This is a genomic window from Salicibibacter cibarius (assembly GCF_016495725.1).
GTDB classification, from domain to species: domain Bacteria; phylum Bacillota; class Bacilli; order Bacillales; family Marinococcaceae; genus Salicibibacter; species Salicibibacter cibarius.
Window position 1 is genome coordinate 208570 of the sequence record NZ_CP054705.1, and the last position, 21310, is coordinate 229879.

The 21310-nt window shown below is 47.1% G+C and carries 37 protein-coding genes; all 37 read left to right on the top strand.

All coding sequences use genetic code 11. The annotated features are described in order from the left end of the window. Positions 1-1172 precede the first annotated feature (1172 nt). Positions 1173-1481 carry a 30S ribosomal protein S10 gene (gene rpsJ / locus HUG15_RS01065; RefSeq protein ID WP_200126447.1) on the top strand — a complete coding sequence of 103 codons (309 nt, stop codon included), beginning with the start codon at positions 1173-1175 and terminating at the stop codon, positions 1479-1481. Between the two features lie 30 nt (positions 1482-1511). Continuing rightward, the gene (gene rplC, locus HUG15_RS01070) at positions 1512-2135 is read left to right on the top strand and encodes a 50S ribosomal protein L3 (RefSeq protein ID WP_200126448.1); all 624 of its coding nucleotides are present in this window, start codon (positions 1512-1514) and stop codon (positions 2133-2135) included. A gap of 25 nt (positions 2136-2160) precedes the next feature. Next, a complete protein-coding gene (gene rplD / locus HUG15_RS01075) occupies positions 2161-2784 on the top strand; it encodes a 50S ribosomal protein L4 (protein ID WP_200126450.1) in 624 nt (207 codons plus the stop codon). Next, positions 2784-3071, top strand: a complete 288-nt coding sequence (gene rplW, locus HUG15_RS01080) for a 50S ribosomal protein L23 (RefSeq protein ID WP_200126452.1) — start codon at positions 2784-2786, stop codon at positions 3069-3071. The genes rplD and rplW overlap by 1 nt, the downstream gene beginning before the upstream one ends. 26 nt (positions 3072-3097) lie before the next feature. Next, a complete protein-coding gene (rplB, locus tag HUG15_RS01085; RefSeq protein WP_200126454.1) occupies positions 3098-3940 on the top strand; it encodes a 50S ribosomal protein L2 in 843 nt (280 codons plus the stop codon). A 90-nt stretch (positions 3941-4030) separates the two neighbouring features. After that, positions 4031-4309 (top strand): 30S ribosomal protein S19, encoded by a 279-nt coding sequence (gene rpsS / locus HUG15_RS01090; protein ID WP_200126456.1) that lies wholly within the window; start codon positions 4031-4033, stop codon positions 4307-4309. A 21-nt stretch (positions 4310-4330) separates the two neighbouring features. Then, positions 4331-4672 carry a 50S ribosomal protein L22 gene (gene rplV, locus HUG15_RS01095; protein ID WP_200126458.1) on the top strand — a complete coding sequence of 114 codons (342 nt, stop codon included), beginning with the start codon at positions 4331-4333 and terminating at the stop codon, positions 4670-4672. Between the two features lie 3 nt (positions 4673-4675). Continuing rightward, positions 4676-5335, top strand: coding sequence for a 30S ribosomal protein S3 (gene rpsC / locus HUG15_RS01100; protein WP_200126460.1), 660 nt, complete (start codon positions 4676-4678; stop codon positions 5333-5335). A gap of 2 nt (positions 5336-5337) precedes the next feature. After that, a complete protein-coding gene (gene rplP, locus HUG15_RS01105) occupies positions 5338-5772 on the top strand; it encodes a 50S ribosomal protein L16 (RefSeq protein WP_200086938.1) in 435 nt (144 codons plus the stop codon). Beyond that, the gene (rpmC, locus tag HUG15_RS01110; RefSeq protein ID WP_142089651.1) at positions 5762-5965 is read left to right on the top strand and encodes a 50S ribosomal protein L29; all 204 of its coding nucleotides are present in this window, start codon (positions 5762-5764) and stop codon (positions 5963-5965) included. Before rplP ends, rpmC begins: the two co-directional genes overlap by 11 nt. Before the next feature lie 16 nt (positions 5966-5981). Then, on the top strand, positions 5982-6245 hold the full coding sequence (gene rpsQ / locus HUG15_RS01115) for a 30S ribosomal protein S17 (protein ID WP_200126462.1): 264 nt from the start codon (positions 5982-5984) through the stop codon (positions 6243-6245). A 30-nt stretch (positions 6246-6275) separates the two neighbouring features. Then, the gene (rplN, locus tag HUG15_RS01120) at positions 6276-6644 is read left to right on the top strand and encodes a 50S ribosomal protein L14 (protein WP_200086943.1); all 369 of its coding nucleotides are present in this window, start codon (positions 6276-6278) and stop codon (positions 6642-6644) included. Positions 6645-6699: 55 nt separating this feature from the next. After that, positions 6700-7008 carry a 50S ribosomal protein L24 gene (gene rplX / locus HUG15_RS01125; RefSeq protein WP_200128795.1) on the top strand — a complete coding sequence of 103 codons (309 nt, stop codon included), beginning with the start codon at positions 6700-6702 and terminating at the stop codon, positions 7006-7008. A 30-nt stretch (positions 7009-7038) separates the two neighbouring features. Beyond that, complete coding sequence (gene rplE / locus HUG15_RS01130) at positions 7039-7578, top strand: 50S ribosomal protein L5 (RefSeq protein ID WP_200126464.1); 540 nt, start codon at positions 7039-7041, stop codon at positions 7576-7578. A gap of 26 nt (positions 7579-7604) precedes the next feature. Continuing rightward, complete coding sequence (locus tag HUG15_RS01135) at positions 7605-7790, top strand: type Z 30S ribosomal protein S14 (RefSeq protein WP_200086959.1); 186 nt, start codon at positions 7605-7607, stop codon at positions 7788-7790. Positions 7791-7820: 30 nt separating this feature from the next. Further along, a complete protein-coding gene (gene rpsH, locus HUG15_RS01140) occupies positions 7821-8219 on the top strand; it encodes a 30S ribosomal protein S8 (protein WP_200126466.1) in 399 nt (132 codons plus the stop codon). 28 nt (positions 8220-8247) lie between these two features. Next, complete coding sequence (rplF, locus tag HUG15_RS01145) at positions 8248-8784, top strand: 50S ribosomal protein L6 (RefSeq protein WP_200126468.1); 537 nt, start codon at positions 8248-8250, stop codon at positions 8782-8784. A 50-nt stretch (positions 8785-8834) separates the two neighbouring features. Beyond that, the gene (gene rplR, locus HUG15_RS01150; RefSeq protein WP_200126470.1) at positions 8835-9197 is read left to right on the top strand and encodes a 50S ribosomal protein L18; all 363 of its coding nucleotides are present in this window, start codon (positions 8835-8837) and stop codon (positions 9195-9197) included. 21 nt (positions 9198-9218) lie between these two features. Further along, positions 9219-9716, top strand: coding sequence for a 30S ribosomal protein S5 (gene rpsE, locus HUG15_RS01155; protein ID WP_200126472.1), 498 nt, complete (start codon positions 9219-9221; stop codon positions 9714-9716). 12 nt (positions 9717-9728) lie between these two features. Then, positions 9729-9917, top strand: a complete 189-nt coding sequence (gene rpmD / locus HUG15_RS01160) for a 50S ribosomal protein L30 (RefSeq protein WP_200126474.1) — start codon at positions 9729-9731, stop codon at positions 9915-9917. Between the two features lie 31 nt (positions 9918-9948). Then, positions 9949-10389: a 50S ribosomal protein L15 gene (gene rplO, locus HUG15_RS01165; RefSeq protein WP_200126476.1), complete on the top strand. Its 441-nt coding sequence runs from the start codon at positions 9949-9951 to the stop codon at positions 10387-10389. Beyond that, on the top strand, positions 10389-11684 hold the full coding sequence (gene secY, locus HUG15_RS01170) for a preprotein translocase subunit SecY (protein WP_200126478.1): 1296 nt from the start codon (positions 10389-10391) through the stop codon (positions 11682-11684). Before rplO ends, secY begins: the two co-directional genes overlap by 1 nt. 43 nt (positions 11685-11727) lie before the next feature. After that, entirely contained in the window at positions 11728-12384 is a 657-nt protein-coding gene (locus tag HUG15_RS01175) for an adenylate kinase (protein ID WP_200126480.1), read from the top strand. After that, positions 12381-13127, top strand: a complete 747-nt coding sequence (map, locus tag HUG15_RS01180) for a type I methionyl aminopeptidase (RefSeq protein WP_200126482.1) — start codon at positions 12381-12383, stop codon at positions 13125-13127. Before HUG15_RS01175 ends, map begins: the two co-directional genes overlap by 4 nt. 90 nt (positions 13128-13217) lie before the next feature. After that, entirely contained in the window at positions 13218-13436 is a 219-nt protein-coding gene (gene infA, locus HUG15_RS01185) for a translation initiation factor IF-1 (RefSeq protein WP_114373692.1), read from the top strand. 37 nt (positions 13437-13473) lie between these two features. After that, positions 13474-13587 carry a 50S ribosomal protein L36 gene (rpmJ, locus tag HUG15_RS01190; RefSeq protein WP_200086976.1) on the top strand — a complete coding sequence of 38 codons (114 nt, stop codon included), beginning with the start codon at positions 13474-13476 and terminating at the stop codon, positions 13585-13587. A 21-nt stretch (positions 13588-13608) separates the two neighbouring features. Beyond that, a complete protein-coding gene (gene rpsM / locus HUG15_RS01195; protein ID WP_200126484.1) occupies positions 13609-13974 on the top strand; it encodes a 30S ribosomal protein S13 in 366 nt (121 codons plus the stop codon). Positions 13975-13987: 13 nt separating this feature from the next. Continuing rightward, entirely contained in the window at positions 13988-14380 is a 393-nt protein-coding gene (gene rpsK, locus HUG15_RS01200; RefSeq protein ID WP_200086994.1) for a 30S ribosomal protein S11, read from the top strand. 152 nt (positions 14381-14532) lie between these two features. Further along, on the top strand, positions 14533-15477 hold the full coding sequence (locus HUG15_RS01205) for a DNA-directed RNA polymerase subunit alpha (RefSeq protein ID WP_200126486.1): 945 nt from the start codon (positions 14533-14535) through the stop codon (positions 15475-15477). 38 nt (positions 15478-15515) lie between these two features. Further along, on the top strand, positions 15516-15872 hold the full coding sequence (gene rplQ / locus HUG15_RS01210; RefSeq protein WP_200126488.1) for a 50S ribosomal protein L17: 357 nt from the start codon (positions 15516-15518) through the stop codon (positions 15870-15872). Between the two features lie 139 nt (positions 15873-16011). Beyond that, positions 16012-16848, top strand: a complete 837-nt coding sequence (locus HUG15_RS01215; RefSeq protein ID WP_200126490.1) for an energy-coupling factor transporter ATPase — start codon at positions 16012-16014, stop codon at positions 16846-16848. Continuing rightward, the gene (locus HUG15_RS01220; RefSeq protein WP_200126492.1) at positions 16824-17696 is read left to right on the top strand and encodes an energy-coupling factor transporter ATPase; all 873 of its coding nucleotides are present in this window, start codon (positions 16824-16826) and stop codon (positions 17694-17696) included. The genes HUG15_RS01215 and HUG15_RS01220 overlap by 25 nt, the downstream gene beginning before the upstream one ends. Positions 17697-17698: 2 nt before the next feature. Continuing rightward, positions 17699-18499: an energy-coupling factor transporter transmembrane component T family protein gene (locus tag HUG15_RS01225; protein ID WP_200126494.1), complete on the top strand. Its 801-nt coding sequence runs from the start codon at positions 17699-17701 to the stop codon at positions 18497-18499. Between the two features lie 275 nt (positions 18500-18774). After that, the gene (gene truA / locus HUG15_RS01230) at positions 18775-19524 is read left to right on the top strand and encodes a tRNA pseudouridine(38-40) synthase TruA (RefSeq protein WP_200126496.1); all 750 of its coding nucleotides are present in this window, start codon (positions 18775-18777) and stop codon (positions 19522-19524) included. Between the two features lie 153 nt (positions 19525-19677). Then, positions 19678-20115: a 50S ribosomal protein L13 gene (gene rplM / locus HUG15_RS01235; protein WP_200128796.1), complete on the top strand. Its 438-nt coding sequence runs from the start codon at positions 19678-19680 to the stop codon at positions 20113-20115. An 18-nt stretch (positions 20116-20133) separates the two neighbouring features. Beyond that, entirely contained in the window at positions 20134-20526 is a 393-nt protein-coding gene (rpsI, locus tag HUG15_RS01240; protein WP_200126498.1) for a 30S ribosomal protein S9, read from the top strand. 350 nt (positions 20527-20876) lie between these two features. After that, positions 20877-21308 (top strand): DUF2521 family protein, encoded by a 432-nt coding sequence (locus HUG15_RS01245; RefSeq protein WP_200126500.1) that lies wholly within the window; start codon positions 20877-20879, stop codon positions 21306-21308. Positions 21309-21310 lie beyond the last annotated feature (2 nt).

Sequence of the window (21310 nt, forward strand, 5' to 3'; positions counted from 1 at the left end):
GCCATCAAAGCTTGGTGAAAAGCCAGTTTTCTAACTTTTTCACGGATGAAATAAAATTTAATTAAACGTTTGATTAACGAAGGATGCGGTCCAGGTCTGAAAAGGGATCGGAGTTGCACCGTTTACTACATAAAATATCGGGTCAACACTAAAATTTATGGTTGAAAAATAGATGTAAGCATGAGCCATGGTAACCGCTGCGGTAAAACACTGCGCTTTTCCTTCGCTAGTTAGTGTTAATATCAATTATTACTGATATCAACAATTATGAAAAGGCAAAATGCCAATAAGTTTCTTTTTGCGTTCTGTTTTTATGAACAAGCACCTTTTATGTCGTAGGTGGCACGCTCACGTCATTATTATATTGCAAACAATCGTCAAGCTTTATATTTCAACGAACGCTGCGCGTTTACTCCCTCAAAGGGGGGGCGAGTTCCACTGAGGGGATAAGAGAAGGAAAGTAATCCCTCAGACGAAGGATAAGCTGCTCTGAGAGGAACAAGAGGAAGAAAGTAATGCCCCAGAGGGAGGTTGATTTGCCCTGAGAGGAACAAGAAAGGTAAAGTAATCCCTCAAACGGGGGCCGAGTTGCTCCGAGAGGAACAACAAACTGTGACGTATATCATTTTGCAATGTGGAAGGACTTTTGAAACACGCCACTTGTAGAGATTTTCGGCAATTCTTCCATTAATGAAACCTTTACCCTTCATTGGGCTATATATCACCAGTATTACGGAAACTTTTTGCTAAAAAATTGAAACCCTCAGTTTTGCAGGTCCCCGCCCGGTTACACCGACACCAAATAAACAATTCGGATTTCTTCATTATAAAAGCGTTCGGAACTAAGCTGCCCAAATTTATCAACATAGCTTTTGCTCACAAACTGTACTTCCTTTTTGCATTTGTTGCGCCAATGTTTAAGAGTCTTTTTATGAAAATAGCTACTCCGGGCGGAAAAAATCAAATTTCTGCTTGCAATCGCTGTTCGTAGCCTTTATAATGGTTAGGTGTGACAAAGAAGGTGGGAGGAGGCCATGCATACGGACCTCCCCTTTTTGATTGTCGAGCGAAGAAGTGGAAGGTTGCCCGACACACCCGGCCCCTTTGCCATGGCGGGTGGGGGGAATTTTCACGGAGCAAGTCTGAAAATCAGACGAAAAGGAGGGTTAAACATGGCAAATGACAAAATCCGAATTCGATTAAAGGCGTATGATCACCGAATCCTTGATCAATCATCCGCAAAAATTGTGGAAACCGCTAAGCGTTCCGATGCGAAAGTGTCCGGACCGGTGCCTCTTCCGACAGACCGATCGGTATACACTGTTATACGCGCGACGCACAAATTCAAGGATTCTCGGGAGCAATTTGAAATGCGCACGCATAAACGCCTTATCGATATTCTCAGTCCGACCCCGCAAACGGTAGACGCCTTGATGCGTTTGGATCTGCCTTCAGGTGTCGATATTGAGATTAAGCTTTAAATTTAACATGAAAAACAGGAGGTGTGACTGATGGCCAAAGGAATCTTGGGTAGAAAGATCGGCATGACGCAGGTATTTAAAGAGAACGGCGATGTTGTCCCTGTAACTGTCGTTCAAGCAAACCCGAACATTGTCATGCAGTTAAAAACAGAAGCAAATGATGGTTACGATGCGGTTCAATTAGGCATGGATGACAAAAAAGAACAACGTGCCACCAAACCGGAAAAAGGCCATGCTGAAAAAGCAAGCACGGCGCCCAAGCGCTACATTCGTGAATTTCGCAATATGAGTATTGGAGATCACGAAGTTGGTCAAGAGGTCAGCGTTAATACATTTGCATCCGGCGACGTCATCGACGTCACGGGTGTTTCGAAAGGGAAAGGCTTTCAAGGTTCGATTAAGCGTCACAATTACGCAATCGGTCCGAAATCACATGGTTCCCGTTACCACCGAGGTTCAGGCGCATTGAGCCCTATTGACACTTCGAAAACGTTCAAAGGGACAAAGCTCCCAGGACAGATGGGTGGCAATCAAGTGACGGTTCAAAACCTTGAGGTCGTACAAATTGATGAAGAACGTAACTTATTGCTCATAAAAGGGAACGTCCCAGGACCCAAAAAGGGTTATGTAAAGGTGCAATCTGTTAGTAAGTAATGTCTAAAAGAAAGGAGGAACCATCATGCCTAAAGTAACGGTATACAATCAAACCGGCTCGGAAGTCGGGGATACGGAACTTACCGATTCTGTTTTCGGAATTAAACCGAATGAAAGTGTTGTGCACGATGCGGTTGTTATGCAGCAGGCATCGCTACGCCAAGGAACCCAAAAAGCAAAAACCCGTTCCGAAGTTCGCGGTGGCGGTGCAAAACCTTGGCGCCAAAAAGGTACGGGCCGTGCACGCCATGGTTCAAACCGTTCCCCAATATGGACGGGCGGCGGTGTCATTTTTGCGCCGACCCCAAGAAATTACGGGTATAAACTTCCGAAAAAGGTTCGTCGTCTCGCGCTTCGTTCTGTACTTTCCGCAAAAGTTCAGGATGACGCCCTCATTGTTGTCGATGATCTTCATTTTGACGTGCCGAAAACAAAAGAAATGGTGAATATTCTTTCCAGTCTTTCCGCCGAAGAAAAAACGTTGATTGTTACAGCGGACGATAACGAAAACCTAAAGAAATCCGCGAACAATCTGCAGAACGTGAAAACCATCGACGCTAAAGGTGTGAGTGTTCTAGATGTGATTAACAGCGATAAGTTAATCATCACGAAAAAGGCTGTAGAGAACGTAGAGGAGGTGCTTGGCTAATGGATGCACGCGATGTGATTAAGCGCCCGGTAGTTACGGAACGCTCTACAGAGATCATGGAAGATAAGAAATATACGTTTGAAGTCGACATTAAAGCGAATAAAACCCAAATCAAACAAGCGATTGAAGAAATCTTTGAAGTTGATGTCGATAAGGTGAACACGATGAACTATAAACGCAAATTTCGTCGCTTCGGTCGTTTCGAAGGTTATAAACCCGCGAGAAAAAAGGCGATTGTAACGTTAACCGAGAACAGTGACGAGATCGAAATATTCGATGAAGTTTAAGTCTCACAGCAGAGGAGGGAAAACCAATGGCAGTTAAACGCTATAAACCGAAAACAGGCGGGCAACGTTTTATGACCGGGAAAAATTTCTCCGAAATCACAACCGATAGCCCGGAGCGGTCATTGCTTGCTCCGCATTCCAAAAATGCCGGCCGGAACAACCATGGCCGAATCACGACACGCCATCAGGGTGGCGGTCATAAGCGTAAATATCGGATCATTGATTTCAAGAGAAACAAAGACGGGGTTCCGGGTCGAGTAGCAACAATTGAATACGATCCGAACCGTTCTGCGAACATCGCGCTCATTCATTATGTAGACGGAGAAAAACGTTATATTCTTTCCCCGAATGGACTGAAAGTAGGAAACAATATAACGTCAGGATCCGATGCGGACATCAAAATCGGGAACGCCCTTGAAATTAAGGACATTCCAATAGGCACAACCATCCACAATATTGAAATGAGACCCGGGAAAGGCGGTCAATTGGCACGCGCTGCAGGTGCGCATGCACAAATTCTCGGACGTGAAGGCAAATACTCGCTTGTTCGTTTGAAGTCCGGTGAGACTCGTCTCATTCTATCCACGTGCCGGGCAACGATTGGACAAGTGGGCAACCTTGAAAATGAACAGATTAATATCGGTAAAGCCGGGCGCAGCCGTTGGCTCAATAAACGCCCTACGGTTCGCGGTTCAGCCATGAACCCATCCGACCATCCGCACGGTGGTGGTGAAGGACGGGCGCCGGTCGGCCGTGATGCACCCGTATCGCCTTGGGGTCAACCGTCCGTTGGTTATAAAACGAGAAAAAGAAATAAACCGTCAAACAAGTATATTGTTCAAGGTCGGAACAAAAAGAAAAGAAGATAATCGCGATCGTTTTAGCGCCAATACCCTAAGTCATCGAATTGGGGAGGCGCTATTCACACGTCGCGCCTATACAAGAAAGGAGGCTTTTAAATGGGTCGCAGTTTGAAAAAAGGACCATTTGTAGATGATCATCTAATGAAAAAGGTCGAAGCGATGGATGAGAATAACAAACGTGTTATTAAAACATGGTCACGCCGTTCCACGATATTCCCTAATTTTGTCGGACATACCATTGCTGTCCATGATGGACGCAAGCACGTGCCTGTTTTCATCCAGGAAGACATGGTCGGCCATAAACTTGGTGAATTTGCCCCAACACGGACGTATCGGGGACACGACAAGGACGACAAAAAAACGAGACGACGTTAACAAGAGAGGAGGTAGACTACAATGGAGGCTAAAGCAGTTGCAAAACAAGTTCGTGTCGCTCCTCGAAAAGCACGAATGGTCGTTGATCTCGTGCGCGGCAAAGACGTCGGAGAAGCCATTTCCATATTGAGGCATACAACGAGAGGCGTGTCACCAACTGTGGAGAAGGTATTGAAATCCGCGATTGCCAATGCGGAGCATAATTATGAAATGGAACCGGAAGATTTAGTGGTCAGTAAAGCTTACGTGGATGAAGGTGTCACCTTGAAACGTTTTCGCCCGAGAGCAATGGGACGCGCATCCAGAATCAACAAACGAACGAGTCACATTACAATCATTGTTTCAGAAAAGGAGGAAGGATAAAGCGTGGGTCAAAAAGTTAATCCCATAGGTTTTCGGATTGGTGTAATCCGTGACTGGGAATCAAAATGGTACGCAGAAAAAGAATACGCAACGTTGCTGCACGAAGACGTAAAAATTCGCGAGTATATTGAAGAGCGCCTCAAAGATGCTTCCATATCGATGATTGAGATCGAGCGGGCGGCAAATCGGGTGAACATTAACATTCACACAGCCAAGCCCGGCATGGTGATCGGTAAAGGCGGTTCCGAAGTTGAGGCATTGCGAAAAAACTTAAATGCCCTTACCGGTAAACGTGTGCACATCAACATCTCTGAAATCAAACAAGCAGACTTGGACGCGAAGCTCGTTGCTGAAAACATCGCTCGTCAGTTGGAAAACCGCGTATCTTTTCGCCGCGCAATGAAACAGTCCATTCAGCGCACAATGCGTGCCGGAGCAAAAGGGATCCGTACAGAAGTGAACGGACGCCTCGGCGGTGCGGACATGGCGCGCTCCGAAAGCTATAGCGAAGGAACTGTACCTTTGCATACATTGCGGGCGGATATTGATTTTGGCACAGCAGAAGCAGACACCACATACGGGAAGATTGGTGTGAAAATATGGGTATACCGTGGAGAGGTTCTTCCCACGAAAGGTGACCGTACAGACGAAGGAGGCGACTAAACATGTTAATGCCTAAACGCGTGAAATACCGTCGTCAAATGCGTGGCCGTATGAGAGGCCGTGCTAAAGGCGGCACGGAAATCACATTTGGCGAATATGGCCTACAGGCCCTGGAAGCATCCTGGGTTTCAAACCGACAGATTGAGGCCGCCCGTATCGCGATGACGCGTTATATGAAACGTGGCGGTAAAGTTTGGATTAAAATTTTCCCCGATAAACCTTATACCGCAAAGCCATTGGAAGTCCGCATGGGTTCCGGGAAAGGCGCGCCGGAAGGTTGGGTAGCCGTTGTTAAACCCGGTAGAATTATGTTTGAAATCGCGGGTGTCAATGAAGAAGTGGCACGAGAAGCATTGCGTCTTGCATCCCACAAGCTTCCGATCAAATGCAAATTTGTGAAACGTGAAGAAATGGGTGGTGAGGCAAATGAAGGCTAATGAAATCCGGGAAATGACCACGACGGAAATTGAGCAAGAGACGAAATCATTAAAAGAAGAACTGTTCAACCTTCGATTTCAACTGGCAACCGGTCAGTTGGATAACCCCGCCCGCATCCGCAACGTTCGTAAAGCAATTGCCCGTGCCAATACTGTTTTGAGAGAAAGAGAACTTGGCATAAACCGAGGGTAAAAGGAGGTAGCCGATTATGAGTGAACGCAATGATCGAAAAGTACGGATCGGTCGCGTTGTTTCCGATAAAATGGATAAAACGATCACCGTTGTCGTTGAAACGTATAAAGTAGATAAGCTATACGGCAAACGCGTCCGTTCTTCAAAGAAATTTAAAGCACATGACGAAAATAATGAAGCGAAAGTAGGCGACATCGTTAGAATTATGGAGACACGTCCGTTGTCCAAAGATAAATACTTCCGCCTCGTTGAAATCGTCGAAGAATCAGTGATTATTTAAGACATCTTTGATTGAAGGGAGGCCGTGAAAATGATCCAGCAAGAGTCGAGGCTAAAAGTTGCCGATAACTCAGGTGCACGGGAAGTACAATGCATTAAAGTGCTCGGGGGTACCGGGCGAAAAACCGCAAACATCGGTGACATGATCGTCTGCTCCGTCAAAAATGCAACGCCAGGAGGCGTTGTCAAGAAAAATGAAGTTGTGCGCGCGGTCATCGTTCGTTCCCGCAGTGGTGTGAGGCGGACGGACGGTTCGTATATCCGATTCGATGAAAACGCAGCGGTCGTTATTCGTGATGACAAAAGTCCGAGAGGTACACGTATATTCGGACCGGTTGCGCGTGAACTGCGCGATAGTCAGTATATGAAAATTATATCGTTAGCACCGGAAGTGCTTTAAAACTTGGAAGAACCATTGATGAGGGAGGTGCGAACCAATGGCGCAACAACCGAAATTGCATGTGAAAACAGGCGATAAGGTTAAAGTGATTACCGGGAAAGACAAGGGTATGGAAGGTGAGATCATCGCAGCTTATCCCAACCGTGAACGTGTCCTTGTCCAAGGGGTCAATAAAGTAACCAAACACATGAAACCTTCGCAGGATAACCCGCAAGGGGGCATCGAAGACATGGAAGCGCCTATCCATGTATCGAACGTGATGCTCATTGATCCGAAAAACGGAGAACCTACCCGGATCGGTTACAAAACCGAAGACGGTAAAAAGGTACGCATTGCAAAAAAATCCGGAGAGGTTATTGATTAGTAACGCTTGCTGAAAGGAGGCCCAAAAATAATGAACGCTTTAAAGGAACGTTATAAAGACGAAATCATCCCCCGCTTACACGACCAGTTCAATTACTCATCGGTAATGGCAGTTCCGAAGATCGAAAAAATCGTCATCAACATGGGCGTGGGTGAAGCTGTATCCAATCCGAAGACCTTGGATAATGCCATGGAAGAACTCGCTTTAATCACAGGGCAAAAACCGATCGTGACAAGAGCGAAACGGTCGATCGCGGGATTTAAACTGCGAGAGGGGAACCCGATCGGCACGAAAGTGACCCTTCGCGGAACACGCATGTATGACTTTCTGGAAAAGTTGATTCACGTATCCTTGCCTCGTGTTCGTGACTTTCGCGGGATTTCAAGCAAAGCATTTGACGGCCGCGGAAATTACACGCTCGGTATAAAGGAACAGTTGATTTTTCCGGAAATTGAATACGACAAGATCGACAAGGTCCGCGGCATGGACATTGTCATTGTAACGAGCGCCGAAACGGACGAGGAAGCGAAAGAATTGCTTACGCAAGTGGGCATGCCTTTTCAACGATAAATATCTAACGAAGGAGGGAATGCATTTTGGCTCGAAAAGCGATGGTCGAAAAGCAAAAGAAACCTCAAAAATATAAGGTTCGCGAATACACCCGTTGTGAACGATGCGGGCGGCCGAACGCTGTATATCAAAAATTTAAGCTTTGCCGGATTTGTTTCCGTGATCTTGCTTATAAAGGTCAGATTCCCGGTGTAAAAAAAGCAAGCTGGTAAAACCTGAGAGATGGAAGGAGGTTTATCGATATGGTTATGACAGATCCGATTGCCGATATGCTTACGAGAATACGCAACGCCAATACTGTGCGTCATGATAAGCTGGAATTGCCGGCATCAAACTTAAAAAAAGAGATTGCGCAGATCCTTAAACGTGAAGGGTATGTGCGCGATGTCGAATTCGTGGACGATAAAAAGCAAGGGGTTATCCGTATTTTTCTTAAATATGGGCAAGGGAATGAACGGGTTATCTCCGGATTAAAAAAGATAAGCAAACCGGGATTGCGTGTATATACCGGTTCCGATGAAGTTCCCCGCGTGTTGAACGGATTGGGCATCGCGGTTATTTCGACTTCATCAGGGATTGTTACAGACAAAGAAGCCCGCAAACAAAACATTGGCGGAGAAGTGCTCGCCTACGTATGGTAAGCGTGCACGAATGGAGGTGTAATATAAAATGTCACGTATCGGTGTGCTGCCATTAGAAGTGCCGGATAGTGTAACGCTTACGGTCGACGACGGACATGTAACGGCAAAAGGACCCAAGGGGGAATTGTCCCGTCAATTTAATTCAGGTATTACGATTCACTATGAAGAAGGGGTCGTTACGACGAAGCGTCCATCGGATCACAAAGACCACCGTTCCATGCACGGAACGACAAGAAGCCTTATCGCAAACATGGTGAAAGGTGTAACGGACGGTTTCGAAAAAAGCCTTGACCTTGTCGGTGTCGGTTACCGTGCATCAAAATCGGGCAACAAACTCGTACTCAACGTCGGCTATTCACACCCGGTTGAAATGGAAGAGCCGGAAGGCATTGAATTTGAAGTGCCATCAAACACAAGAGTACTTGTTAGAGGAATCGATAAACAATTGGTTGGAGCCGTCGCTTCGGATATTCGTTCCGTTCGCAAGCCGGAACCCTATAAAGGAAAAGGGATACGCTATACGGATGAAACAGTGCGAAGCAAAGTTGGAAAAACAGGTAAATAAACCAATGCCAAATGCTGCCTGAAGAAGGCAGGAAAGGAGGAACGTTTTTCATGGCGACAAAAATCAATAAGCAAGGGGCCCGCAAACAACGTCATAACAGAATACGAAAAAAGCTAAGCGGAACTTCGGAACGCCCACGCTTAAATGTTTTTCGCTCTTCAAACCATATCTACGCCCAACTTATCGATGATACAAAAGGTGAAACGTTGGCAGCTGCATCCACGTTAGACCCTGAATTTACTCGAGAGAACGGCGGAAACGTGAGTGCTGCTAAAGATGTGGGAGCGCTTGTTGCAAAGCGTGCACGTGAAAAAGGATATGAAGACGTCATTTTTGATCGTGGAGGCTATATCTATCATGGACGCGTAGCGGCATTGGCTGATGCTGCTCGTGAGGAAGGTTTGAAATTTTAAAGCATGAAGGAGGGACAATCTATGGCCATTGATCCAAATAAACTTGACTTGGAAGAACAAGTCGTTGCTATTAACCGTGTTTCAAAAGTGGTAAAAGGCGGCCGCAGCTTTCGCTTTGCAGCGATTGTCGTTGTCGGTGACCGCAACGGGCATGTAGGTTTTGGCATCGGGAAAGCCAATGAAGTACCCGAGGCGATTCGCAAAGCTGTGGAAAACGGAAAGAAAGCCCTCATTAAAGTTCCTCGTGTAGGTACGACAATCCCTCACGAATTGGTAGGGCGTTACGGAGCTGGCAAAGTATTGCTGAAACCTGCGGCTGAAGGTACGGGAGTTATTGCCGGCGGCCCTGTGCGTGCGGTTCTTGAACATGCCGGGATAAATGATATTCTTTCAAAATCACACGGCTCCAGCAATCCGATCAATATGGTTCGTGCTACGCTACAAGGTTTGAGCGAATTAAAAACGGCTGAAAATATTGCCAGACTACGCGGCAAAAGCGTCGAAGAATTGCAAGGATAGGAGGGAGTACAAATGGAAAATAAACTGGAAATCACCCTCACCCGCAGTTTGATTGGCAGACCGGAAGACCAGCGCGTAACGGTACGGACACTGGGACTGCGCAAAATAAACCATTCGGTGATCCAAAAGGACGATCCTGCCATTCGCGGAATGGTTAACAAAGTATCCCACCTTGTAAATGTAAAAGAAATCAGCAGTTAAGGGAACGCTTCAAGACAGGAGGTGTGAAAATATGAAATTGCACGATTTGAAACCAGCGGAAGGTGCTCGCAAAAAAGGGATTCGTCCCGGACGAGGATATGGGTCAAAACGGAGCAACACAGCCGGACGAGGAGAACACGGACAAAAGTCCCGTTCAGGCGGAAATGTACGTCCCGGTTTCGAAGGCGGGCAAAACCCGATCTACAAACGGTTGCCTAAACGCGGATTTACAAATCCAACTCGGAAGACTTATGCCGTCGTTAACATCGAAACCCTCAATCGTTTTGAAGAAGGAACGGAGGTTACGCCGGAGTTGCTTATCGAGACCGGCACCGTTAAAAAAGAAAATGATGGCATTAAAATCCTTGGGAATGGTCAATTGGAGACAAAATTGACAGTGAAAGCCAATAAATTTTCTGCCTCTGCAGTTAAGGCAATTGAAGCAGCCGGCGGTCGAACCGAGGTGGTTTAATGTTTAAGGGCTTAGCCAATATATTTCGCGCGGCAGATCTGCGTCGAAAAATATTCTTCACCCTGGCCATGCTCATCGTCTATCGTATCGGGACATTTATTCCAATTCCCGGATCCGACAGCGACGTTTTGGACTTCCAGGGGGAAGCATCAGCTTTCGGTTTTCTTGACACGTTTGGGGGGGGAGCGCTCGGCAACTTCTCTATTTTTGCGATGGGCGTCTTCCCTTATATCACTGCTTCCATTGTCGTCCAACTCTTGCGGATGGATGTTGTCCCGAAGTTTACGGAGTGGTCTAAGCAAGGGGAAGCAGGAAGAAGAAAACTGGCACAGTTCACTCGTTATTTCACTGTCGTATTGGCGTTTATTCAGGGGCTGGCAATGTCTATCGGTTTTAATGCCCAATTTCCGGGGCTTATTCCGGATCCGGGGGTTGCCACGTACCTACTTATCGCGCTCATTATGACCGCAGGGACCACCTTTCTCATGTGGTTAGGGGAGCAAATAACGGCAAAAGGGGTAGGGAACGGGATTTCCATCATGATTTTTGCCGGTATTGCTGCCGGTATCCCAAATGGGCTCAATCAAATTTACGCTACGCAAATCGAAGGTACAGGCGAGCAGCTGTTTATGGGCATTGTTACCATCCTTTTATTGGCACTTGCAGTACTCTTGATTATTGTCGGCGTTGTCTTTGTGCAGCAAGCGATTCGTAAAGTGCCAATCCAATATGCAAAAAGGGTGGTTGGCCGTCAGTCAACGGCAGGCGCGCAATCCACGCACCTTCCGCTGAAGGTAAACTCTGCAGGGGTTATCCCGGTCATTTTCGCGATGGCGTTATTTATCTTTCCGCCGACAGTTGCAAGCTTTTTGGGAGAAGACAATCCGATTGCCCAATGGGTGATCAATAATTTTGATTACACGCAACCGGTTGGGGCAATTGTTTATATCGGATTAATCATTGCTTTTACGTATTTCTATACATTTGTGCAGGTTAATCCGGAAACGATGGCAGAGAACTTGAAAAAGCAAGGCGGTTATGTGCCCGGTATTCGTCCCGGTAAAACAACGGAACATCATATTCGCCATATCCTGTATCGACTTACGCTTGTCGGCTCCCTGTTTTTGGCCACGGTTGCGATTTTGCCGGTGTTCTTTACGACTCAACTCGGATTGCCTGAAGCGATTCAAATCGGAGGCACGGGCTTGCTCATTGTTGTCGGTGTTGCACTGGACACGATGAAACAGATCGAAGGACAATTGCTGAAACGTAGCTACAAAGGGTTCATAAAATAAGGAGTAGCGAGTAAGACCAACGCGGGATATAAGGAGAGGTATCATGGATTTAATTTTAATGGGGCTGCCGGGTGTCGGGAAAGGAACACAAGCGGGCACGATTAGTGAAGCGTACCGGATTCCCCACATTTCAACAGGGAATATGTTCAGGGCGGCAATTAAAAACGAAACCGAACTTGGCATAAAAGCGAAGCGCTACCTTGACGAGGGAGAACTTGTGCCTGATGAGGTGACGATTGGGATCGTTCGGGAACGACTCGGTGAAGATGATTGCGCAGAAGGATTTTTGCTTGACGGGTTTCCGCGCACAATCCCGCAAGCGGAGGCGTTGGAGGGCATTCTCACAGATCTTAACCGTTCGATTGATTTTGTCATCAACATTGAGGTCCCTAAGGAAACGCTAATCAAACGTTTGGCAGGCCGTCGTGTTTCCCCTTCTTCCGGTGAAACGTATCACGTGGATTACAACCCGCCAAAAGTGGAAGGGATTTGTGATGTGGATGGCAGCAAGCTCATCCAACGTGATGATGACAAACCGGAAATGGTGAAAAAACGCCTGGAAGTGAACATTGAACAGACGCAACCGCTGATTGATTTTTATAGCCAAAAGGGTTATCTCCGTAATATCGATGGCAACCAAGAGATTGATGATGTGCATGGGGATATTGTTCAATTATTGGAAGGTTTGCAGCATGCATGATTATTCGTAAAACCGATCGGGAATTAAAGATTATGCGACATGCCGGAAAAATAGTGGCGTTGACCCATGAAGAACTTCAAAGCCATATTAAGCCGGGGGTTACAACCGCTGAACTTGACCAAGTCGCCGATCATTTTATACAATCGTATGATGCCGTTCCTTCATTTAAAGGCTATCATGGATTTACCGGAAGTATTTGTACTTCCGTAAATGAGGAACTTGTTCACGGTGTGCCGGGAAACAGAGTGTTAAAAAACGGTGATATCATTTCCATCGATATTGGAGCGAAGATTCACGGGTATCATGGTGATTCAGCGTGGACGTATCCTGTTGGTGCAATAACAGCCGAAACGGAGCAACTCTTGGAAGTGACCCGGAATGCTTTATACAAGGGGCTTGCGGAAGCAAAACCGAAAGAAAGACTCTCTAATGTCTCTCATGCGATACAGACATTCGTGGAGAAACATGGGTTCTCGGTTGTTAGGGAGTATGTTGGTCATGGTGTTGGTCAAGACTTGCATGAAGACCCGCAAATCCCGCATTTCGGCCCCCCTGGAAAAGGAGTCCGTTTGAAACCGGGGATGGTGCTTGCCGTTGAACCGATGGTAAATATGGGCGAGCGTTATGTCCATACTTTGGAAGACAATTGGACAGTGGTCACAACGGATGGGAAAAACTGCGCACATTTTGAACACACGATTGCGATTACGGATGCAGGATATGAAATTTTGACACAGGCCTGATACCGACGTGTGACTAATGCCAAATTGCGCCACGTGTAGATGCAATTTCGTAGAGACTACCTGATACTAGGAAGGGAGGAGAGTAAATCCATGGCCAAAGATGATGCGATTGAAGTAGAAGGCACAGTTATCGAGCCTTTGCCAAACGCCATGTTCAGAGTGGAACTGGAGAATGGTCATCGAATACTCGCGCATGTTTCCGGCAAGATCCGCATGCACTTTATCCGTATTTTACCCGGTGATAAGGTTACTGTGGAACTTTCCCCATATGACCTTTCCCGTGGTCGAATTACGTATCGATACAAATAACAATCGCAGGTTATCGATCACGAAGGAGGGAAAGAAAATGAAAGTCAGAGCTTCCGTAAAACCGATGTGTGAACGATGTAAAATCGTTCGCCGCGAAGGCACAGTAATGGTGATATGTTCAAACCCGAAGCATAAACAAAAACAAGGTTAACCGTAAAGGAGGTGTATGTTCATGGCACGAATTTCAGGAGTTGACGTTCCTCGCGACAAACGGGTCGTTATTTCACTCACGTATGTTTACGGGATTGGAAAAAGCCGTGCGGAAAAAATTCTTGAGGAAGCGGACGTACCGGTGGAGACACGGGTTCGCGATCTTACGGATGAAGAGCTCGGGCGCATCCGAACAGCTGTCGGAAACTACACGGTGGAAGGGGATCTTCGCAGGGAAAAGTCTCTTAACGTTAAACGTTTAATCGAAATTGGTTCCTATCGCGGCATCCGTCATCGCCGTGGGCTGCCTGCCCGTGGACAAAGTACGAAAAATAATTCCAGAACCGCGAAAGGTCCTCGGAAGACGATCGCGAATAAGAAGAAGTAAGGAGGTTTAAAAAATGGCCAAACCGAAAACAACATCCCGCAAAAAACGCCAACGTAAGCATGTGGATTCAGGGGTTGCCCATATTCGTTCCACATTTAACAATACGATTGTGACGATTACGGATACGCAAGGAAATGCATTGGCATGGGCAAGTGCCGGCAACCTTGGTTTCAAAGGATCACGTAAATCCACCCCTTTCGCCGCTCAAATGGCAGCTGAAACAGCCGCTAAGGGAGCGATGGATCACGGTATGAAAAACGTGGAGGTTGCCGTAAAAGGGCCGGGTGCCGGCCGTGAAGCAGCTATTCGTTCCCTGCAAGCAACCGGGCTTGAAGTGAATGTTATCCGTGATGTTACACCTGTGCCCCATAACGGTTGCCGCCCTCCAAAACGTCGCAGAGTATAACACGTCATAGGCCATTATAAGGTTTGAAAACACCGCGCTCTGTCAATAATGGTTAGACAAAGTGAGCATCAAAATGGCGGACTTTATGTACTGTGAATGGTGAAGTGTGCAATACGGATGCTGACGTTTTAAAGGAGGGTATCATTTAAAAGATGATCGAAATCGAAAAGCCGAGCATTGAAACGATTGAAGTCAGTGAGGACGGCAAATACGGGAAGTTTGTAGTTGAACCGCTTGAACGAGGCTATGGAACAACCTTAGGAAACTCCTTACGTCGAATTCTGTTATCATCCCTACCGGGATCAGCGATTACGAATATTCAAATCGATCAAGTCCTTCACGAGTTCTCAACAGTGGAGGGCGTCGTGGAAGACGTTACCACCATTGTGCTGAATTTGAAAAAACTGGCTCTCAACATCCATTCCGATGATGAGAAAGTGCTTGAAATTGAAGCAAGTGGCGAAGGTGCAGTCACGGCGCAAGATATTAACCACGATAGTGATGTTGATATTTTGAATCCCGACCTTCATATCGCTACGCTTAATCAAGGTGCGAAATTTCATATGAAAATGACCGCCAAACGTGGCCGTGGCTATGTTCCCGCCGATGGGAACAATCACGAGGACTTGGCCATCGGTGTGCTTCCGATCGATTCGATTTTCACACCGGTTGACCGAGTGAATTTCCAGGTCGAAAATACGCGCGTCGGTCAGATTACAAACTATGATAAGCTAACGCTTGATGTTTGGACGGATGGCAGCATTCGTCCGGAAGAAGCTGTGTCTCTAGGCGCCAAGATCATGAATGAACATTTAAGCATCTTTATCGGTTTGACAGACCAAGCACAAAATGCTGAAATCATGGTGGAAAAAGAGGAAGACCAAAAAGAAAAAGTGTTGGAGATGACAATTGAAGAGCTGGATTTATCGGTACGTTCTTACAATTGTTTGAAACGCGCAGGCATTAATACCGTGCAGGAGCTCACTCAGAAATCAGAAGAAGACATGATGAAGGTGCGCAACCTGGGACGTAAATCTTTGGAAGAAGTTCAAGAGAAACTGGGAGATTTAGGCCTCGGTCTTCGCGATGAGGAATAAACGCATCCAAAGAATTGGTCAAAAGGAGGGAAATAACTGTGGCATACAGAAAGCTAGGAAGAGATAGTTCAGCACGAAAAGCGTTATTTCGTGATCTCGCGACGGATCTTTTGATCAACGAAAAGATTGTGACCACGGAGGCAAAAGCAAAAGCGCTGCGCCCGATTGTGGAAAAAACGATCACGCTCGGCAAAGGTGGCACCTTGCATGACCGTCGGCAAGCAGCAGCATTTATCCGCAAGGAAGCGGCTGAAGAAGACCAGGATGCCATTCAAAAATTGTTTGATGACATCGGCCCGCGCTACGAAGAGCGGCAAGGCGGCTACACACGCATTATTAAAATGGAGCCGAGAAAAGGGGACGGCACCCCGATGGCCGTCATCGAACTCGTTTAATAGGTGTGAGGGCAGGACGATTCCAAAGTCGCTGTCCTTTTTTTCTGTTTGTTAACCACACGTAAAAAAGGTTAACAATTAAGCCGGCGCATGATACAATTTTATTTATTGGCTAGAAGCAAAAATAGGAGGAAGAACAATGCCGCCCCTTATTCATTGTGAACATCTATATTTTCGTTATCAGGAAGAACAGGATTTCATTTTACAAGACCTTTGTTTACAAATAAATCAAGGGGAATGGGTGGCATTGTTGGGGACGAACGGTTCGGGAAAGTCTACGTTTGCGAGGATGTTAAATGCACTATTACAGCCGGAGAGCGGTATGGTCATGGTTGGGGATTTGCAGACGCATAAGGAAGAAAACATATGGCAAATCCGCCAAAAGGTAGGCATGGTGTTTCAAAATCCGGACCATCAATTTGTCGCTGCTACCGTACGGGATGACATTGCTTTTGGGCTTGAAAATGCCGGTATCCCACGCTCGGAAATGCTCGATCGAATCGAGGAAGCAAGTGAACGGGCGGGGATCAAGGATATGTTATCGGCCGAACCTCATCGTCTTTCGGGTGGGCAAAAGCAACGAGCGGCGATCGCGGGTATTCTTGCCCTGCGTCCGGAGATCATGATTTTTGATGAAGCGACATCTATGCTGGACCCGAATGGCCGGGCGGAAGTCATGCAAACGATGGCCGAGCTCCATCAGTCCGGGATTACGATCATTATGATTACACATGAGCTGGAAGAAGCGCTTAAAGCAAGTCGGGTCGTTTTTATGGAGCAAGGGAATACGTTACGGGATCAATCGGCTTATGACTTTTTCCAAGCCCCTGACTTTTTGCTTTCCCGATCGTTTACGTTGCCTTATTTTTTACGTATGCAAGTAGCTTTACAAGCGCGAGGCGTCCATTTGGAACCTTTATCGTTAAGCGAACGCGAATGGGTGGAGCGATTATGCACATCTCCTTTGAAAATGTAAGCTATTCTTATATGATTGGTTCTCCATTTGAAAAGCGGGCACTTAATCATGTGGACATTACAATCGAATCGAAGGCGTTCACGACACTTGTGGGCAGCACCGGTTCGGGGAAATCGACGTTAATGCAATTGATCAATGGATTGGTGCTTCCTACGTCTGGACAGGTCCAATGCGGAAGCTTCCGTCTGCATCGAAAATCGAAACGAAAAGAAGTAAAACCGTTGCGGCAAAAAATCGGCATGGTTTTTCAATATCCCGAGCATCAATTGTTTGGCGCTACGGTTGAAGAAGACATGCTATTTGGGCCCAAGCACCTCGGTTTGGATGTGGAAAGAATTCGGAAACGGCTCCCTGAACTTTTGGATGTTGTTGGCATAAATAAGGAAGTGCTTTCTGTCTCGCCATTCAATCTTAGCGGGGGGCAAATGAGGCGTGTCGCCATTGCCGGAGTGCTTGCCGCCGATCCTGAAGTGCTAATTCTCGATGAACCTGCCGCCGGTCTTGATCCCGCCGGCCACCGCGCGCTGTTGGATGTATTGAAAGACTGGCATGACAAGCATGGGTTAACGACAATCCTAGTCACGCATGACATGGAAGATGCCGCGCGTTATGCCGATGAGGTCATCGTGATGGGTCCTGCAGGAAAGCCGGTGACAAGCGGAGTGCCGGCGCAGGTTTTCCGGGAAGCAGATCTGCTTGCCGATATCGGATTGGCTTCCCCTCCTTCGGCTCGTATAACCCGCGCTTTGCAAGAAGCAGGTTGGGATATCGACAACCTCCTATTGGAACCGGAAGCCTTGGCAGCGGTTATTGCCGATCAGTGGGCAAGTGTGAAAGAAGAGGGATAACCATGTTACAAAACATCGTCATCGGACAGTATGTTCCTGTTTCATCGCCCATGCATCGATTGGATGCGAGAGCAAAACTTCTATGCTTGCTTGCCCTTGCCGGTATCGTCTTCTTGGCAAATGAATTTTGGAGTTACAGTGCGTTGCTGGCTGCTGTCGGATCGTTTGTGTTGTTGTCACGGGTGCCGTTAAAATTTTTTCTCAAAGGATTATTACCGGTATTTATTTTAGTTATTTTTACGTTTTTTCTTCATGCATTTTTTACGAATGAAGGACAGGTCCTTTTTACAATCCTCGGTTTTTCCGTTTATAGCGGCGGGATCGAGCAAGGGGTGTTCATCGCTGTGCGGATTGGCGCCCTCGTCGTTTTTGCCTCATTGTTGACATTAACGACGACGCCGATTGATTTAACCGATGGATTTGAATATTTTTTGCGTCCCTTTAAGCGGTTTGGGCTGCCTGCCCATGAAATGTCCTTAATGATGTCGATCAGCATTCGTTTGATTCCGACGTTATTGTTGGAAGCGGACCGAATATTGAAAGCCCAGGCAGCGCGTGGCGCCGATTTTACAAAAGGATCATTGAAAACAAGGCTGGAGACGATGACGGCTTTTATCATCCCGTTATTCGTCCGTTCATTTAAACGGGCGGAAGATATGGCCACGGCGATGGACGCGCGTGGGTATCGAGGCGGGGAAGGGCGAACGAAATTGCGTGTTCTCAAATGGCGCGTGCAAGATACGGTTGCCTGTATGACCGTTATCGGTGTGGGCGTAGTGTTGGTCTTGCTGCGAAATGGCTAGTGGAACGCTTCATGGCGCCTGAATTGGAGGGAGTCGATCATTTTAGGGTGTCATGCCCGCTTCATGGAGCCCGAATTGGAGAGGGTCGATCATTTAGGGATATCATGCCCGCTTCATGATGCGCGAATCTGACAGCGCTGCCCTCTATCGGGCTTCATGAACATTCCATGGTGTCACCATGGGGGGGACGACAAAACTATAGGTTGTCGAATTTATTCTGAACGATGATGCACGCACATAGCGATTATTGGGCGTTTGCCTAGGAGGATACAGTTATGGCACGTTGGAAAGCGACCATCGCTTATGATGGAGCGGCTTTCTCCGGCTGGCAAGTGCAGCCGGGGAAGCGGACTGTGCAGAGGGAGCTTGAAAAAGGGCTCACAAGATTGCATAAAGGTGAAAATAAAAAGGTGGTCGCTTCCGGTCGTACCGACGCCCATGTGCATGCTCGCGGACAAGTCGTTCACTTCGATTCTTCTTTGCAAATTCCGGGTGTGCGTTGGCCGCGAGCGTTTGACACGGTGTTGCCGCGAGACATGCAGGTGCTTCACGTTGAACGTGTGGATGACCATTTTCACGCACGCTTTGATGCTAAAGCTAAAGAATATCGTTATTTTCTTCATGTCGGACGAGAGCGCGATGTATTCCAACGCCATTATGTGTATCATGTCTTTGCCCACGCTTTCGATCATGAAGCCGTGCTGCGATCATTGCAACCATTGGTCGGCACGCACGATTTTTCTGCCTTTTGTGCGAGCGATACGAATGTGGAAAGTAAAGTGAGAACATTAAATGGCGCCAGCTATGAACAAACCGGTGAAGATGAATGGTGTTTTCGGTTTAACGGAGACGGTTTTCTTTACAATATGGTACGGATCATCGTGGGAACAGCCATTGATATCGGAACACGCCGTCTCGCCGACGGGGATATGAGCCGAATTTTGCAATCCGGTGATCGCCGAGAAGCAGGAAAGACGGTTCCCGGGCACGGGTTGTATTTATGGAAGGTGCATTATGGCCCATAAAGACGGTTGTAACACGGGATCCGGCTATTGACATCACCGGCCGATTGTTATACGATGTTAGTTGGCATTTCGTCCTCCACTAGCCCCGGAGTCACGAATATGATGAACGTAAAAATAGATGAAAAGCGATTGATCGAAGGAGGGAATCCCCCAATGCGTCAGACATATATGGCTAAGGCAGAAGAAATCGAACGCAAATGGTATGTCGTCGATGCCGAAGGAAAAAGGCTCGGACGTCTGGCAAGCGAAGTAGCAACCATTTTGCGAGGAAAAAATAAACCGGAATTCACACCGCACGTGGATACAGGTGATCACGTCATTATTATTAACGCGGAAAAGGTGGAACTCACCGGCAACAAGATCACGGATAAAATGTATTATCGCCACAGTGGACATCCCGGCGGTTTAAAATCCACGAGAGCGTTGGAGATGCGTAAAAACAAGCCGGTAAAAATGGTAGAGCTTGCCGTGCAAGGCATGCTTCCGAAAAATGCACTCGGCCGGCAAACATTTAAAAAACTGCACGTATATGAAGGACCAAACCATAAACATGAAGCACAAAAACCGGAGAGCTTGGAGCTCCACGGATAATAAAAAGGAGGGATTGAATTGGCATCTTTGCAATATTACGGAACAGGCCGGCGCAAAAACGCCGTTGCGCGGGTATTCCTTTCACCGGGAAACGGAAAGGTAACGATCAACAAACGTGAGATGGATGATTACTTCGATCATGAAACGCTCAAAACGGTCATTCACCAGCCACTTGTAGAAACCGGCACCGATGGTCAATATGATTTAAAAATCACAACGAAAGGCGGCGGCTACACAGGGCAAGCAGGAGCGATTCAGCTCGGTGTCGCACGCGCTTTGTTGCAAGTTGATCCGGAATACCGGAAAGTGCTCAAAGACAATGGATTGCTCACACGTGATTCCAGAATGAAGGAACGGAAGAAATACGGCCTTAAAGGCGCCCGCCGTGCGCCGCAGTTCTCGAAGCGTTAAAAGAGCGACAAATATGTGGATACAGCCCTCAGGGAAACACCCCTGTGTCGGCTGTATTTTTTTATTGAGGTTGAAAAATAGGTGTGATTATGAACGATGGTAAGCGCTACGGAAAAACACTACGCTTTCCGTGGGCTTGCGCTCAGCCTCCTCGTTAGAAGTACGCTTTTTTTGCGGAGTCTCTGCGTTTTTCCTCCGCTAGCGAGTGTTGTTACCATAATTATTCATTGATATCAATTTTTTGGTAAAAAGAGTCCCAGATTTTTAAGCAAATGTTTATTTAAACCGTCCTCCCTTTCCCAGACATGTTTCGCCCGGTTGAGTCCCACACTAATCTTGAGGGGGCAAGCATGGGATCAGTCGTGTCTTTTCAAGAGCATAAGCGTTTAAAGGACTGGGAAGTGGAGAAAAAGTTACTGCACACGCTGAGTATGGAAGATATGGTCTATGCTACCGAAAAACACCTTATCCCCGCGTGTGGTGATTTTCAATTCCGCCACTCTTTTCTAGAGGAGATTTGTATGGATGTGGCGATCGAAACGTTTATCTCCTCGGCCAAACGAGGAATGACCGAGGCCAGGACCGGCAAGCCACAAGATAGTGCCGATGATGAAGAACAGGTGAACCAACGTGCGACTGAACTGCAAGCATTTATGATTGACTGGATTCAAGATGAGCACATCAACCGTGACCAAATCAAAAGCGGCGCTGAAGCTTATGTGTACCATTGGTGGCAAGTCGGTTTAAAAACAGGCAAAAATCGGTCACAATTGCGTCTTTAGGC